The organism is Archangium gephyra (assembly GCF_049060025.1).
Taxonomy (GTDB): Bacteria; Myxococcota; Myxococcia; order Myxococcales; family Myxococcaceae; genus Archangium; species Archangium gephyra_A.
In genome coordinates this window covers 5,575,395-5,590,280 of the sequence record NZ_JBMEQQ010000002.1, presented here as the reverse complement: position 1 = coordinate 5,590,280, position 14,886 = coordinate 5,575,395, and the positions used below count along the sequence as shown (strand labels likewise).

Sequence of the window (14,886 nt, the reverse complement as noted above, 5' to 3'; positions counted from 1 at the left end):
CCCTCGGGAGAGGGACGGGGTGAGGGTGCCCGTCCCCCGGGTTCACCCCCCGAGCCCCTACCCGAACAACCGTGAGCGAGCGGTCTCGGCGATGGCGACGACCGCGGGATGGCGGAGCCGGCGCTCGACGGAGATGGCGTAGAAGCACGTCTCGATGTCGTGGGTCTGGCCGATGACGGAGACGTTGAACTGGCGGGAGACCTCGGCCTCGATGACGGAGGGGGCGGCGAAGACGCCGTGGCCGCGCTGGCCGAAGGCCTTCAAAAGGGCGCTGTCGTCGAAGTCGCCGATGACGAGGGGGTAGATGCCCTGGGCCTCGAACCAGAGCTCCAGCGAGCGGCGGACGGAGGAGGCGTCCGAGGGCAGGAGCATGGGAGCGCCGTCGAGGGAGCGGGGGAAGCCCTTGGCGAGATGGGCGAGCTTGGAGGCGGCGAAGAAGGAGACGCCGCACTTGCCGAGCAGGTGATTGAAGGCGCGGATGCTGACGGGCTCGGAGGAGGGGGCGTCGGCGAGGACGGTGTCGAGCTCGTGGAGGGCGAGGGAGGCGAGGAGTTGGGGGAGGGGGCCTTCGCGGCAGGTGATGTGGATGTCGGGGGAGACGTCGAAGGCGGGCTGGAGGAGCCGTTCGGCGACGAGCTTGGGGATGACGTCGGTGACGCCGACGGCGAAGCGGAGCTGCTGGCCGGAGGGAAGGCCGTTGACGACGTTCTTGAGCTCGTTGCCGAGGCGGAAGATGTCATCGGCGTAGCGGAGGACGGTGCGGCCGACGTCGGTGAGGACGAGGCGGCGGCCCTGCCGCTCAAAGAGCTTGTGGCCGAGCGACTCCTCGAGGAGCTTGAGCTGGGCGCTGATGGTGGGCTGGGCGAGGCGGAGCTCCTGGCTGGCCTTGGCGATGGAGCCGGCGCGGGCGACGGTCCAGAAGTAGAGGAGGTGGTGGTAGTTGAGCCAGCTCACGGGGGGCCTCCGGGAGGACAGGGGAGGATTTAACGAAAACGCACAGGCGGTGCGTGAGAAGACGGTGGGAGGGAGGCCGGGCGTGCGAGCGGGGAGGGGGAAGGGGGCGAAGTAGAGGGGAGTTGAAGAACCAGCTTGACGGAAGGGCCGAGTCCCCGTAAATCGCCCCTACTTCGCGCGGTTGAGCAGCACGCCCAGGTAGCTCAGTTGGTAGAGCAGGGGACTGAAAATCCCCGTGTCGGTGGTTCGATTCCGCCCCTGGGCACAAAAACTCAAGAGATTTCAGGGCGTTGAACTTCGGTTCGGCGCCCTTTCTTTTTGCCCACGAAGCTCATGGGCAAAATACGGGCAACCCCCCGCACGTTCTCCCCAATGGAGGTCGAGGACGATGGGCGAGGGCACGAGCAAGAGCCAGGACTACGCGGAGACGTGGGAGGGCGGGTTCGTCCGTCTCGATGCGAAGGGCCGGAAGGTCTACGTGATCCGCCGGATGATCAACGGGCGGAACTACAAGGTGAGCACCCGGGCAACCACGCTCCGTGCGGCCATGGAGCAGCTCAAGCGGTTCGAGACCGACCCGGAGAACTACAACCCGGCGGGCCTGCCCCACGAGCAGCCGATCTACCTGGACGCACCGCTCGCGGAAGAGTTCCTGCTGTGGAGCCGGGACACGAAGAAGAACTCGCGCGAGTGGCTGGAGAAGCAGCAGCGTTACCTCGCGTGGTGGGCGGATCAGCTCAAGGGGCTCGACCTGCGGAAGCTCAACCTCGTGGACCACATCAAGCCCGCGTTGAAGACGGCCGGGAACGTCCCTCACCGGATCGCGGTCCTCAAGAGCCTCTACTCCTGGTTGCGCAAGGAGAAGCACCTGCTCTCGGTGAACGAGGACCCAACGTTCCAGACGTTGGTGGTGCCCCAAGCGAGGCCCGAGCAGTGGAAGCGCGACAAGGTGGTTCCCCGGGAGCACTACCTCCTGGCCCGGGAGCACCTGGCTCCCTACTGGCGCGACGGGATGGACGTGCAGGCTGGCACCGGCTGGCATGTCACGGAACTGGTGCGCTTCGCTAAGATGGGCAGCGTGGAGCCGTACCGGGGCGATGCCGAGGGTGTCGCGGGCGTGCTGGTGTGTCCTCAGACCAAGAGCGGCGAGCCTCTGCGTACCGCCGTGTCCGCCGACGTGTTGGAGGCCGGGAGGCGGCTACTGGAGAGAGGCACCTTCGGTCGCGAGAAGTACGGTATGGCCGTCAACGCGGCCTGCAAGGCTGCGGGCATCCCACCCTTCACCCCGGGAAGATTCCGGCACTCCGTCGCCACCTGGGCCATCGAGAAGGGAGCTGCCCCGGCCTCGGTGGCGGCCTTCCTCAACCACAAAAGCCCGAGCACCACGCGGCGCTTCTACGCGACGCATGCTGTCCCCGCGAAAATTCCTACTCTACGGTGAGGCTCGGCTCTTGGTGAGTGTCATCCCACTACTTCGGCACGGCCCGGACAAGCTGTGCAACGGTCTTGATGTGGATGAACATTGGCAAAGGCCAAGAGGTTGCACCGTCGAGCGGTTTGAATCCGTGCTTCTTGTAGAATTGGGAGGCGCTCTCGTCCTTGGCCTCAGTGAAAATGCCGGAGCACCCAAGGAGTTCAGAAGCGTGCAGGCACTTCTCGAAGGCATCGAGAAGCATTCGTTTGCCGCGCATCTGCCCCTGTGCCCGTTTATCTACGGCCAGCCTGCCCAGTAGAGCTGCGCCGTGGAGCTTGGGGGCGTTCTGTCGCAATACCCTCGGAAGTGCCGCATCACGCTCAACTGTGGCCATGGTGAGGGTGTAATACCCCACCACTTTTGGGGCACCTTCGTCCTGGCGAAGGACGAAGGTGTTGCCGAAGTGCCTCTGATGATTCGGGAGTGCGTGGTCGAAAAAGAACCTGTCTAGCGGTTCAACCCCGCAGGAGAAATCCGACTTCAGATCCTCATCGGTGATGGGGTTGATGCTGAACAAGTACCGATCCGATTGCGTGGGGCTAACGCTTCAGCTTGGTGAAGGCGGCGAGAACCTCAGGTTCTGCATCTGGAGGATTCGCACAGATCTCCAGATAGCGGGAATACTGAGTAGGTGACAGTTCCACCTTTTGGGTGAACTCCATCCACTCGTGCTCGCGCTTCGGCTCATCGCGCTCACGCTTCGGATCACGGCTCCGCGCCTTCAGTTTGGCAGCCTGCAGCATCGTGTCCTCCGGGACCAAAGCGGCCTTGGAACGGCCTTGCTTCTTCTCGTGAACCGCCATGTGCACACCATGGCGGTACGGTGCGTAGCACCGTACCGCCATGCTCCCTGATAGTAAAGCCCCCTGCCTCTGGGGGCAAGGCTCTTGACGTACTCATCCCTGGTGGCGCAGGCTCGCACACGAGCCTGCGCCACCAGGGATGAGTACATGGACGGCAGTGTGCCTAGCGGTGCTAACCCGGTGCACACTTAGAACCCGAATCTCCCTCGCACTATTCGTTCCCTCTCGAAGCTAAGTCGCCTCTTTGGGGGTACCACCCCGAGTGCATAGAAGCCGAGAGCTGGCTCGGGTGCTTGCTTGGGGACTAGGCGTCCTTTCCGAAGCGTCGCTCATTCTGAAGGGGGACTTCGGCTCAGCGAGAGGACGGTCTGCGCCTGCGGTTCGGGCTGCTTCAGAGGGCAAGAGCCATTCGCTTCTCGGCATAAGGCCCTTGGTAGTGACCTTGACGCTTTGGCCAGGTGGTCAATGCGCCTTCTTCCAATCCACCCGAGGAGGAACGCAGATGGAACACATCAGCCTCTCCGCTGAGCTGGGGGAGATTCGTTACGCCATTGAGGGCGCCCACTGGATCGCGGACAGCGTCGCCATGGGCGCGGTGCCCGACCCGGAGCGGGTGCACAGCGCGCCCGTCATCATCAGTGCCATCCTGCTGCTGGTGGAGAACAGGCTGCATCAACTCGGCCGTGTGCTCCGGGGCGAGGAGAACCCGGCGCACTTGTTGACGCCGCACAACGCCACCACCCAGGAGGATGCGGACAGGGACGACGTGGTTCTGCGGGCCTGGGACTGGAGCGGAGCGTCGAGGCTGTCTCCGTCCGAGAAGAAGGAGACCGAGCAACCCCGTCCAGTAGCGGAAACGGAGCCCACCCGTTCGTTGGAAGAAAGCCCTCCCGCCGAGCCCAGTAAGCAGGGGCAGCAACCGCCAACCACCGAAGAGCAGAGCTGACGTCTGCTGCCGGTGTCGCGCCTGGAGTTCCAGGGGAAGGGAGGTGAAGACGACGATGGGCGCCGTGAAGAAGCTGGCCACCTCACCGCTCACCCGCCGGGTAGCAGCGGCCATCCTGCTCGGGCTGGCCGAGCACCTGCGGGAAGTGATGCGACTGGGGCGGTGAAGAAGTCGGAGAAGAGAGGCACGGTCCCCGCTGCACCAGCACCCACCGTGGTGTCTCCGGCCTCGGCCGGGTGGTGTGGCGGGGGCCGGGTTGTCGGGCACCAGCTCCGGTGTAGTTCCACCGCTGGAAGTCCCCGGTCACTTTTCCCGGTGGTCCTCGAGATTTTTAGGTGTCAGGGGCGCCCTACCCCCTCGTGCGCGAGGAGTTGAAGGGCGAACACTGGGTACGGCCATCAGTAACTCCTGGGCGAAGCTCGCCAAGTCCCGTGTACCGGGAGCAGCCCGCTGGAGAATCCCCCTAAAAAACTTGAGGTCCACCCCATCCCGGGGGCTCAGGTGAAGATCGGGGGCTTGCAGGTGGACCCGCGACAAGGGAACCCCTGTCCCCCTGGGGTGGGGGCTCTCACTCAGCTTCGATAGCCCTACTGATTAGCGAGGAGGGAGAAGAGGGCCGGGAGGAGCCGTCAGAACGAACCCGACGAACCAGCCCGGCATGGCTGGGGGCAAGCTGACGGCGCGAATCAGCTTTCTCCTTCTGTGGGCTCCGATGGCGACTCGAAGAACCTCCTGCGATGGAAGTAGTACCAGGGCACCGGATTCTTATTGGTCTTCCGCGCGACACCGTAGGCGTTCACGGCGCTGTTGATGGACCCATGCACCATGATGTCCGCAAGATCCTCGGCAGTCCCTTCCGTGCTCGCGTGGAAGTTCAGATGGAAGATGAACGCATTCCTCGTAAGGACCAAGTAGAGGTCACCGAGGAGACGCTCGAAAATATCGAGTTGGCCCTGTAGGTCGCCCAGAGACTGGAAGTGCCGTGCGTCGAAGTGCCGCTCGTAACGGTGCGCGCGGACCCTGTTACGGTCCCGTTCCAGCGGCTCGGTTTGTTTCATGAACCGTTTGACGAGCGCCTGTACTCCTTTTGGCGTGACCGGGGACTCGCCGGGTATTAAGCGGTCGAGCGCGCCATTGATGCTCCGGGTCACAAGCTCGCGATGGTGCTGCTGCACCTCGGCTTGAATGCGGGCGTAGTCTTCAGGGCCATCTATGCCGCCATGTAGCATGGCGGGCACCATGGGAATCTCCGACGGGTCGCACCGTCGTAGACGGGAGCAGTCCTGTTCCAGAAGGTGGAGGAGCCCGCGTTTAACCAGGCGCTCTCGGGTGGAGAAGAGGTCGATGACGAACATGTCGAAGCTGTCGCGGGCGAGTTGGAAAACCGCATCGTTCCAGATGCGGACTCTCCTGCGGCTGGTCTTCTTCTGGCTGAGCTGGTTCATGACCTTGTCCAGCTCCTTGGAAATGGCCAGCAAGAGCGGATGGCGCCTCTTGGTTACGACGTAGGCGTTGATGGCCTCGTTCAGCGTCACCAAGATTTCATCCCGCTGCTCCGGCGGCGGTGGGGAATTGGAACTGTCGGTCATGGTGGTGACCAGCATGCTCCCACTGGGGTCGGCTGCAAGTCCGTGGAGCTGGCACTCCCCGGGAAGTGCAGGGTGGTTGTCTCACTTCACGAGCCGCAGCTTCACCCTCAACGCCTGCGTCTCGGGCGAGTTCTCCGTCTTCGTGTTGGCCAGCTCGGCGCGGATCTGGTGGAAGATGGCGAGCTGCCGCTGCATGGTGCCCTCCAGCGTCCGGCGGGCCTTCTCCAGCTTCCGCAGATCCGCGTCTTCGAGCAGCAATACCTCGGCGGCGAGTCGTTCACGCACGGGACCGAGGATGGCCTCTTCCTCGGCCAGCTTCATGGTGAGGGCGCTCTTCACCACCCGGGCCATGTTGCCCAGGTTCTCGTAGATGGCCGGGGGGATGCGCTCCGTCTCCTTGTTCTCCTCGGCCATCTTGAGCGCGAAGGCCAGGGGCTCCACCACGACCATCGGCAGGCCCGGCACCTCGCGCAGCACGGTCACGGTCTTCTCCACCCCGGTGAGGAAGGCTTTCGTCCTCTCCGCGTCCTTCGGCGGGGTGGGGATGGCCTCCACGGACTCGACGAAGGCCGTCATCATCGCCAGCGCCATGCGGGTGCTGTCGTAGGTCTTGAACTCGTCCGTCTTCTCCAACTCCTCCTCCAACCGGGCCCGCATCCGGCCGTTCTCCACCCGGCTCAGCCGCTCCAACTTCCAGCTCGTGTCCGCGAGCTGCGCGACGCTGGTGGCCTCGGGCATGGTGCTGGGGGAGAAGCTGGTGAACCACTCGCTCACGAACTTCTCGTAGGCATCCGGGTCTTCTCCGGGAAGAAGAAGATGCGAGGCGGAGAACCCGTAGCGGACGGAGTTGAGCGAGGAGGTGGCCTTGCCCTGGGAGGTCTTGGGACCGTGGGATTTGGCCCCGTTGATCGCGCTGGTGGCGGCTTGTCGGACGGAGCGGACAGAGGGTAACTGCTCGCCGGACCCCGTCGTGACGAGAGGGGCAGTGGCGTGAGGCGTCCAGGCAATAAACCTGGAGGTGCACGTGGAGAAGGAGTTGGAGCAGTTCCGGCAGGAGGCGCAGAGGCTGAGGGCAGGACGAGCGAAGGGCTCGGGCCCCTTCCCCGAGCCACTGAGAGTGTTCGCGGTGCGCTACCTGGCACAGGCGATAGAGAAGGGGGAGACGTTCAAGTCGGTGGTGGAGCGGCTGGGAGTGTCGGAGCCGACGTTGCAGGCGTGGAGACGGGGGCAGACGCCCGGCAGCAAGAAGGCGCAGCGCAGTGAGCCGAAGGCCGCGCCGTTGATGCCCGTGGTGGTGCGCCCGCCGAAGGCGCATGCGGCCTCGCCAGTGGCGACTACCTTCGCGGTAGTGTCGCCGCAGGGCTGGAGAGTGGAGGGACTGGGCCTGGAGGAAGCGGCGCAGTTGCTGCGGAGGCTGGCGTGCTGACGCTCACGCGGGCGGTGCGCGTGTTCGCCAGTGCGGTGCCCGTGGACATGCGCAAGGGCTTCGACGGGCTGAGCGCCCTGGTGGAGCAGCAGTTGGGAGGACAGCTCCTCAAGGGCGACGTCTTCCTCTTCGTCGGGAGGTGCCGGCGGCGCGCCAAGGTGCTGTACTTCGACGGCACGGGGCTGGTGCTACTCACCAAACGCCTCTTCAAGGGACGTTTCGCCAGGCCCTGGGTACAGCAGGGAGCGCCGAGTGTGGAGCTGACGGTGGCCGAGCTGTCGCTGTTTCTGGAGGGCTGCGAGCTGGCCGGGCGCTGGAAGCTGTCGCCCCCCGCCTTCGAGGAGAAAGAGCTTGCGGTGGCGCCCGTCGTGTAGCACTACCGCGGAAGTATGGTTCGCCTCGAGCACGTAACAGACTTGGAGACGGCCAAGCAGATGGCCGCGCTGCTCGAGGCGGAGAATGCGCGGCTGCACCAGCGCCTGGAAGTCCTCGTCGCGGAGAATGCCCGGCTCAAAGGCGAGGATGCCCCGCAGCGGCTGCAGATGGAGCTCAACCAGCTCAAGGAGCAGCTGGCGCTCATGCAGCAACGCCTCTTCGGCGCCTCCAGCGAGAAGCGCAAGCCTGCCACGCAGACGCCGGTGCCGGAGAGCACACGCAAGCAGCGCGGACACGGGCCGAGAGCCCAGCCGCAGTTGCCCGTGCAGGAGGTGGTGCTGCCCCTGGACGAGGCCGACAAGGTGTGCGGCTTGTGCGGCGGGGCGTTGAAGGAGTGGACGGGACAGACGGAGGACAGCCAGGAGGTGAGCGTGGTGGAGCGCCACTTCGTCCTCAAGCACTACCGACGGCAGAAGTACCGCTGCCCCTGCGGATGCGCGCCCGTCACCGCGCCGGCCCCGCCGCGCCTCATTGAGGGCGGTCGCTACTCGGTGGACTTCGCCGTCCACGTCGCCCTGCAGAAGTATGGCTTCCACCTGCCGCTGGCGCGCCAGGAGCGCATGTTTGAGCGTGAGGGCCTGGTGGTGGACAGCCAGACGCTCTGGGACCAACTGTCCGCGCTGGCCCTGCACCTGCAGCCCAGCTACGAGGCGCTGCCCGCCATCGTCTTCTCCTCCCCGCTCATCCACGCGGACGAGACGCACTGGTACATGCTGAACAAGGGCCCGGGGAAGAAGTGGTACGCGTGGACGGTGGCCTGTACGGACGCGGTGTACCACCGGATTCTGCCCAGCCGCTCCGGGGCCACCGCCAAGCTGGTGCTGGGTGACTACGCGGGCGTCGTCATGGTGGATGGCTACGCCGCCTACCAGACGGCGACGAAGCCCGGAGCGGACGGGCCAGCATCCTGCTCCCTGGTGTTTTGCTGGGCCCATGTGCGACGCAAATTCGTGGAGGCTGAGAGCGTGGCCCCCGCGTGCGCCGAGGTGCTGTCTCTCATGGGCCAGCTGTATGCCATTGAGGCCGACTTCCCGGACCCGCACGTCCTGCAGGGGGAGCAACAGGCCGCGGCGCTCGCGCAACGGCTCACGGTGCGACAGGAGAAGTCCGCTCCGCTGGTGGCTGCCATCCGCGAGTGGGCGCTCGCTCAGCGCTCGCTGCCGGGCAGCGCTCTGCGCAAGGCGCTCGAGTACATGCTGGGGCTGTGGAACGGCTTGACCGTCTTCCTCTCCAATGCCTGGGTGCCGCTGGACAACAACCTGGTGGAGCGGCAGCTGCGCGACATGGTGGTGGGTCGCAAGAATCACTACGGCTCCAAGTCGCTGCGCGGTACCGAGGTGGCGGCCCTCTTCTACTCGCTTATTGAGACGGCCCGCCTGCGCGGTGAGGACCCGGGGCGCTACCTGCTGCGCGCCGCTCTCGCCGCCATCGCCAATCCCGGCACTGTCACTCTCCCGTCCAGTTCCGACTGACGTCTCCGCGCACTGCCTCGATGCCCGGCAGGCTCATCCCCGCCCCGTCCAGACGGGGCGCGGCGAGCTGTTACAAAGAAGCCAGCCCGGCTACCGCCCATTCGGACTGGAGCCATCTGCGCGCCACCGCCCCCACCGCTTCCGGATTACCTCCGTCCCCCTCTTCCCATGAGGCGGGGGCGTCCCGATGGATGGGTGTGCCGACGATGCACGGAGTGGTGGGACTGGCACCCGTACCGGCCTCCGACAGAGCAGGAACTCGACATGCCGTGCGTTGAATGCCGCAAGACGATGGATCCCGAGGAGCGCGCGGTGGAGGTGAACCGGCACCTGCTGGCGCGACTCAGCGCGGGCTCGGCCCTCCCGGTCTTGCCTGTTCCCGCCGTGTCTCCGCTCCCGGTCCGTCAGCAGCGCAAGGCCAGCTCCGGGCTGTTGTCGAAGAAGGAGGCCGCCCGTCGCCTCGGGGTGGACCGGGCCACCACCCTGGCGCAGTTCATCGCCTCGGACCGCATCAAGACGGTGGACGTCAACGGGCACCAGCGCATCCCCGTGTCCGAGATCGAGCGCATCTTGAGCGAGGGCCTCCCCGCTACCGAGGAGCCGCGTCCCAAGACTCGTCGTTCTCCGAGGGCGGCCATGTCCATGCCCTCCGAGTCTCCCGGGGATGAGATTCTCAAGCTGAAGCTCTGACCATCCTCAAGGCGGGTGACCGCTTAGATTACCCCTTGGTATGCTGGTGGTCATGGCCAACGACCCACACCGGGAGCACTGCCGACGCCAGCACCGTGTACTGGGGCACTACCTCAGTATCGAATCGTGGAGACGCGGTTTGGACTGCATCGTCATAGTTCGTGCAGACCTGTCCGCTTTCTTGGGGCTCAAGCGCTTCAAGGATACGCGCATCCAGTGGTTACAACAGGATCTCAAGCCCTGGTTTCCGTACCAAGAGCCCTACTACGCGACCAAGGCACCTTCGTCTCTCCGCTCTCTATTCTTGTCGCGCGTGCCGATCAGCAAGCACCTGCCGGCTGGTTCAATGACCACGCGAGAGAGGATACGGAGAATGGCCTCCAATTCCCCTAAGACGGCGCCCTTCTTCGGGAAGGAGGGCGCGACCAATCGCCCCAATGAGGAGCAGATTATCTCGCGCATGGCGTTGCTGTCCTCCGGCCTGCTAAAGCCCTAGACAGTTCCGCGTTTCAAGGTCGTGCCGCGCGAACAAGAGAAGGTGCCCACTGTGCTCAACAGGTGTGGGCAAATTACGGGCAACTACATCGCCCGTTTTCGACGGCTTCAACCCCGTCTCCAGAGGAGAGTTGGAAGGGCCTCCGGCCCTTTTATGGACTGAAAATCCCCGTGTCGGTGGTTCGATTCCGCCCCTGGGCACTTCCCACAGTTCCGCAGTACACCGAGGCCGATACGCACCCCGTATCGGCCTTTCGTGTTTTCAGCCCCTGGGCTCGACGGCATCGCCCGGAGTCATCGCCCCCCCGAGGCGCGCAGGAGATACAGGGCCCAGCCCGTATCGATCCACCGGGTCGAGCCCTTCGGAGTTCCTTCCAGATAGCGCAGCCGGTTGACGCGGGCTTCGTCCAGCAGGCCTCCCGTGGTGTGCGCGTCGTCGCGCGCGATGATGGCCCAGGCAATATCGGTCAAGGAGACCGTCCGCTCCTCGAAGCCACCTTCACCGCCATCGATGCGCACCCCTCCTTGGGCGGCGCTGCCCACGATGCGACAGCGCTTGCCGTCCTGCTCGATGAGGTCCCCGGGACGATGCGTGCTCAGCAGGTGGTTGACCCAGGCCGTGGCTCGTTCCGTCGCATCAAGGGGCATCCGACGTGAACTCTGGCGGCCGTGCCCGAGCGCCCGCCAGGTGACGTAGTCCACTGGCTCCACGAGGGCCCAGAGCTCCTCGTCCTCCCGCCAGCGAGCAACACCCGCATATCTCCAGGTTTCTTCCGGTGCGCTCCGGGTCAGCACGAAGGCCGTTTCCGCCGGGCGGCGAGCCTCGATACGCAAGTCCAGGCGATCCGGCTCGGTGAGCGCTCCCTTTTCAGTCACACACAGGAAGAGATGGCCCTGGATGCGCCCGGTCTCGAGGGGTGTGGAGAGGCCGAACGTGCGGGCTGCTTCTTCATCCGTCATCCGCTCGCCAATGGCGGGTCCGAGTCTCGCCGGTGGAATCACCTCCACGAGCAGGGCGATGGGAACCACCTCCTCTGTCGCCTCGTAGGATGGCCGAGCCGGGTTGTCGGAGCGGAGAATCCACCTGTCACCCACTCGCACGACCCGCTTCACCTGATACCCGTAGCCTGATGGGTCCGGCACCTGCACGAGCGCCACCTTGCCCTCGACCGTGCCGACACCGGCGGCTCTGGCGTAGCGCATGACGAGCCAGTCACCGTCTCGAATCGGGCGCTCGCCTCCATCCATGGAGTCGCCGGACGCACGTATCGCGAAGAGCCCCTCGCCACTGGCCTGGACCGGGAGGCTCACCTGCTCCGCTTCTGGCGCGCTCTCCAGTGCGAGGGAGTGGCTCACCGCTCCCGCCGCGGCACGCAGGCTCGGGAATGCCACGAGTGTTCCCCGGGAGGGCAGGGAAATCACCTCCGCTTCGACGGGAGCCACGCTCCATCCGTCCGGTCCCGGCGTGAAACGGACGTGGAACGCGGTGCTCGGCTGGCCCACCGTGGGACCGAACCAACGCCGCAGCAGGTCCGGCAGGGCATTGCGATCCGTCCCCGCGGGCCTCGCCACGTTGCAGAATTCCTTCGCCATCCGGAAGCGCCAGGGACTGCCATCCGGCAGCCTCACGTCCAGTTCGCCCTCTGGCAGGTCCGTCCGCTGCTTGCGTGAGGGCAGCTTGATGATGGGGTCTCGTGTGTTCCGGAGAATCTTGGCCTCGAAGGCCGCCCCAGGTGTCTCCATGCGCTGCCGGGCGCGGTACTGCGCGAGCCGGTAGTCCACCAGCTCCCGCGTGAGTTCCACGAAGGCCTCCCTCGTCTCCTCGGTAATGGGGAGGCGGGAAGCGAACTGGTTGTCCTCCTTCCGGAACCAGGGGCCTCCGATCCACGCCTTGACCGGGTTGTCGTTCCAGTACTTGAGGAAGGACTGCGGCTCCGGGTTGCGCCAGTCGTCTCCCAGCGCCTTGACTCCCTCGATGTCCCGCAGCAGCTCCGGGGAGCGGCGCAGGATGGCCAGGCTGCGCTCGGCCAGCTGCGGGAGCGTCAGCCCCTTATCCAAGGCTCCGGCTTCGAGGATCGCCTCCAGCGAGACCATCTTGAAGCTCTTGGTCATGGGCGTGGTCTCGAGTTCATCGAACCACTTCGCACCCATCTCCAATGCGCGGGACTGCTCCTGCGTCAGGTCGCCCTGGCTTTGCACGAATCGCAGCCATCCCCCTTCCACCCCACGGAGTGTGGCGGGCCGGTAGCCCATCCGGTACAGCTCACCCGCCGTGGGCCGCCGCTCCCAGGTCTCCCGCAGCTCGAGATAGACCCGCTCCACTTCGCTGCGTCCGTTCGGCAGCAATTTCGCCAGCAGGTCCTTGGCCTCCAACTCCACCTGCACCGAGCAGCCGGGAGGCAGCTCGGGTTCCTTGCCGTCCACGAGGAAGTCGCGCAGCGACAGCCGCTCGCCCGAATCCGCCAGCGCCAGCAGTGCGCGCACCCGGTCCAGGAACACCCGGTGGTTGCCGACGAAGTCGATGACCGTGACAGTGGGCTTGCCGTCGGCCTTGCGCAGTCCGCGCCCGAGCTGCTGCAGGAACACCACGGGTGACTCCGTGGGACGCAGCATCACCACCCGGTCCACGGCGGGCACGTCCACGCCCTCGTTGAAGAGGTCCACCGCGCAGACCGCGTCCAGCTCGCCAGCCGCCAGCTTGCGCAGTGCCTCCGCCCGGTCGTCCGTTCCCCGCGCCGAGTGCACGGCCACGACCCGTACGCCCCGCTCCTTCAACCAGCCCTTCACGTAATCCGCGTGCGACACCGAGCAGCAGAACACCAGCGTCCGCGTCGCGCGGTGCTCCTCCCACGCCGACCACATCCGCTGCATGCGTGCTTCCGTCTGCACCGCCGCCGCGAGCTTCTCCGGGTCGAAGCGCCGGTTGCGCCACGGGATGTTCTCGTACGCGATGTCGTCCTTGAGCCCATGGTACGTGAATGGCACCAGCAGCCCTCGAGCGATGCCCTCGCCCACGTCCGCACGGTAGGCGAGATGATCGTCGAACAGGCCCAGCACGTCGCCCTCGTCCGCGCGCTCCGGAGTCGCCGTCAGCCCGAGCAGGAACTCCGGTTCCAGGCTCGCCAGGATGCTCCGGTAGCTCGCCGCCGCCGCGTGGTGCACCTCATCCACGACGACGTAGTCGAAGCGGGGCACCTCCCGGAGCTTCGCGAGGCTATCGGGGCGTGACAGCTTCTGCACGGACGCGAAGACCACGTCCCCCTCGAGGTCCGACTGGTCCGCGACGAACCAGCCAAAGCGTGACTCGGGGAGCTGCCGCCGGAACGTCTCCGCCGCCTGGGCCAGGAGCTCCGCCCGGTGTGCGAGGAAGAGCACCCGCGCACGTTGCTTCCGCGCCTTTTCAAAGGCTTCCACATCCAGCGCCGCCAGCAGCGTCTTCCCCAGTCCCGTCGCCAGTACCACCAGTGCCCGTTGGCGCCTGTCCTGCCGGCTCCGTGCCAACGCCTCGAGCGCCTCGCGCTGCACTTCATGGGGCTGGCGCGGCGTTTCCAGGTACTCCACCTCCGCGTCATCCGACGGCGGTGGGCGCGGGAGCTGCCGTGCCCGGGCCGCGTACCGCTCGATCCAGGCCGCATCGAAGCGCAGCGCCCGCGACCACCAGCTCTCGAATGCCGCCACCACCTCCTGCCAGGCGTGCGGATCCCGGTCGCGCTCGATGCGCAGGTTCCACTCCACGCCCGTGCGCAAGGCCGCATGCGACACGTTGCTCGAGCCTACGAACGCCGCGCCCAGCCCTGGTCCCTCGAAACGCCAGGACTTCGGATGGAACGAGCGCCCCAGCTTCTCCGTTTCCACGACCCGCGCTTCGAAGGTGCCTCGGGGGGTCTCGCGTTGCTCCACACCCCCACGCCGTGCCGCACTTTCGTCCATCCAGTCGAGTAGCCGGCGCAGTGCCGCTGCCTGCGTGATGGCCAGGTAGTCCCCGGTGAGAATGCGCACCCGCGCGCCCCGCGCCAGCGCCGCCTCCACCGACTCGTGCAGCACCTCCAGCCCACTGTCCTGGACGAAGGCGGCCAGCACCGCCACTTCCGTGGCGCGCGCGAACAGCGGATCCAGGTGCCGCTGGAATGGATCCTCCAGGCCTCCCGTGGCCAGGGGCTTCACCGACGCCGCGAGATAGTTGCCCTTGCCCGGAATCACGTGGCGCACTCCACCCCGCGGGTCCGCCATGTCTCCCCGGTAGCGGGGAATCACGTGCACGTGGAGGTGGAAGACCGTCTGCCCCGCCACCTCGCCCACGTTGATGCCAAGGTTGTAGCCGTCCGGCGGCCGGGGGCTCGCGTCCAGCCCGCGCTTCACCTCGTCCACCAACTCGAAGAGGGCCCGCTGTTCCTCGGGCGTGGCCTCGAACCAGGTGGCCACCGGCCGGCGCGGAATCACGAGTGTATGTCCCGGGCTCACCGGGAACCGGTCCCGGATGGCGAAGGACAGCGAGTTGGATGCCACCCACTCGGACTCGGGGATCTTCAGGAAGGGCGAACTCACGCGCGCACCCTACCCCACGAGGACAATCCTCAAGAACCACCGCGGCAGGTCCCGTTA

14 protein-coding genes and 1 tRNA gene are annotated in these 14,886 nt (G+C 66.0%); 9 read left to right on the top strand and 6 right to left on the bottom strand.

Annotated elements, in window-relative coordinates:
- Positions 1–57: 57 nt before the first annotated feature.
- Positions 58–954, bottom strand: coding sequence for a transcriptional activator NhaR (gene nhaR / locus ACN28I_RS24295; RefSeq protein WP_420944333.1), 897 nt, complete (start codon positions 952–954; stop codon positions 58–60).
- 192 nt (positions 955–1,146) lie between these two features.
- Between nhaR and ACN28I_RS24290 the strand changes: the two genes are divergently transcribed.
- Together ACN28I_RS24290 and ACN28I_RS24285 are read left to right on the top strand one after the other, a co-directional pair.
- Positions 1,147–1,219 (top strand) — tRNA-Phe (locus tag ACN28I_RS24290).
- Positions 1,220–1,342: 123 nt separating this feature from the next.
- Complete coding sequence (locus tag ACN28I_RS24285; RefSeq protein WP_420944332.1) at positions 1,343–2,395, top strand: tyrosine-type recombinase/integrase; 1,053 nt, start codon at positions 1,343–1,345, stop codon at positions 2,393–2,395.
- A gap of 28 nt (positions 2,396–2,423) precedes the next feature.
- Here the strand turns inward: ACN28I_RS24285 and ACN28I_RS24280 are convergent, their stop codons facing one another.
- Both ACN28I_RS24280 and ACN28I_RS24275 read right to left on the bottom strand, forming a co-directional pair.
- Entirely contained in the window at positions 2,424–2,945 is a 522-nt protein-coding gene (locus tag ACN28I_RS24280; RefSeq protein ID WP_420944331.1) for a GNAT family N-acetyltransferase, read from the bottom strand.
- A 22-nt stretch (positions 2,946–2,967) separates the two neighbouring features.
- Positions 2,968–3,231 carry a hypothetical protein gene (locus ACN28I_RS24275; RefSeq protein WP_420944330.1) on the bottom strand — a complete coding sequence of 88 codons (264 nt, stop codon included), beginning with the start codon at positions 3,229–3,231 and terminating at the stop codon, positions 2,968–2,970.
- Between the two features lie 502 nt (positions 3,232–3,733).
- Between ACN28I_RS24275 and ACN28I_RS24270 the strand changes: the two genes are divergently transcribed.
- Together ACN28I_RS24270 and ACN28I_RS24265 are read left to right on the top strand one after the other, a co-directional pair.
- The gene (locus ACN28I_RS24270) at positions 3,734–4,177 is read left to right on the top strand and encodes a hypothetical protein (protein ID WP_420944329.1); all 444 of its coding nucleotides are present in this window, start codon (positions 3,734–3,736) and stop codon (positions 4,175–4,177) included.
- A 43-nt stretch (positions 4,178–4,220) separates the two neighbouring features.
- Entirely contained in the window at positions 4,221–4,343 is a 123-nt protein-coding gene (locus ACN28I_RS24265) for a hypothetical protein (protein ID WP_420944328.1), read from the top strand.
- 520 nt (positions 4,344–4,863) lie between these two features.
- On the opposite strand, the gene ACN28I_RS24260 is transcribed toward ACN28I_RS24265, so the two are convergent.
- Positions 4,864–5,781, bottom strand: a complete 918-nt coding sequence (locus ACN28I_RS24260; RefSeq protein WP_420944327.1) for a hypothetical protein — start codon at positions 5,779–5,781, stop codon at positions 4,864–4,866.
- 66 nt (positions 5,782–5,847) lie between these two features.
- On the bottom strand, positions 5,848–6,540 hold the full coding sequence (locus ACN28I_RS24255; RefSeq protein ID WP_420944326.1) for a hypothetical protein: 693 nt from the start codon (positions 6,538–6,540) through the stop codon (positions 5,848–5,850).
- A 250-nt stretch (positions 6,541–6,790) separates the two neighbouring features.
- Here ACN28I_RS24255 and ACN28I_RS24250 point away from each other — a divergent pair, with 250 nt between their 5' ends.
- The 5 genes from ACN28I_RS24250 to ACN28I_RS24230 all read left to right on the top strand — a co-directional run bounded on the left by ACN28I_RS24250 (position 6,791) and on the right by ACN28I_RS24230 (position 10,285).
- Positions 6,791–7,192 carry a transposase gene (locus tag ACN28I_RS24250; protein WP_420944325.1) on the top strand — a complete coding sequence of 134 codons (402 nt, stop codon included), beginning with the start codon at positions 6,791–6,793 and terminating at the stop codon, positions 7,190–7,192.
- Positions 7,186–7,566 carry an IS66 family insertion sequence element accessory protein TnpB gene (gene tnpB / locus ACN28I_RS24245; RefSeq protein ID WP_420944324.1) on the top strand — a complete coding sequence of 127 codons (381 nt, stop codon included), beginning with the start codon at positions 7,186–7,188 and terminating at the stop codon, positions 7,564–7,566. The genes ACN28I_RS24250 and tnpB overlap by 7 nt, the downstream gene beginning before the upstream one ends.
- Before the next feature lie 42 nt (positions 7,567–7,608).
- The gene (gene tnpC, locus ACN28I_RS24240) at positions 7,609–9,099 is read left to right on the top strand and encodes an IS66 family transposase (protein WP_420944323.1); all 1,491 of its coding nucleotides are present in this window, start codon (positions 7,609–7,611) and stop codon (positions 9,097–9,099) included.
- 264 nt (positions 9,100–9,363) lie between these two features.
- Positions 9,364–9,789: a hypothetical protein gene (locus ACN28I_RS24235; RefSeq protein WP_420944322.1), complete on the top strand. Its 426-nt coding sequence runs from the start codon at positions 9,364–9,366 to the stop codon at positions 9,787–9,789.
- 139 nt (positions 9,790–9,928) lie between these two features.
- Complete coding sequence (locus ACN28I_RS24230) at positions 9,929–10,285, top strand: hypothetical protein (RefSeq protein WP_420944321.1); 357 nt, start codon at positions 9,929–9,931, stop codon at positions 10,283–10,285.
- A 293-nt stretch (positions 10,286–10,578) separates the two neighbouring features.
- Here the strand turns inward: ACN28I_RS24230 and ACN28I_RS24225 are convergent, their stop codons facing one another.
- Complete coding sequence (locus ACN28I_RS24225) at positions 10,579–14,829, bottom strand: DEAD/DEAH box helicase family protein (RefSeq protein WP_420944320.1); 4,251 nt, start codon at positions 14,827–14,829, stop codon at positions 10,579–10,581.
- Between the last annotated feature and the right edge of the window lie 57 nt (positions 14,830–14,886).

Coding starts and splice junctions, on each gene's coding strand:
- ACN28I_RS24285 (WP_420944332.1), top strand. CDS start 1,343: ATGGGCGAGGGCACGAGCAAGAGCCAGGACTACGCGGAGACGTGGGAG.
- ACN28I_RS24275 (WP_420944330.1), bottom strand. CDS start 3,231: ATGGCGGTTCACGAGAAGAAGCAAGGCCGTTCCAAGGCCGCTTTGGTC.
- ACN28I_RS24270 (WP_420944329.1), top strand. CDS start 3,734: ATGGAACACATCAGCCTCTCCGCTGAGCTGGGGGAGATTCGTTACGCC.
- ACN28I_RS24260 (WP_420944327.1), bottom strand. CDS start 5,781: ATGCTGGTCACCACCATGACCGACAGTTCCAATTCCCCACCGCCGCCG.
- ACN28I_RS24235 (WP_420944322.1), top strand. CDS start 9,364: ATGCCGTGCGTTGAATGCCGCAAGACGATGGATCCCGAGGAGCGCGCG.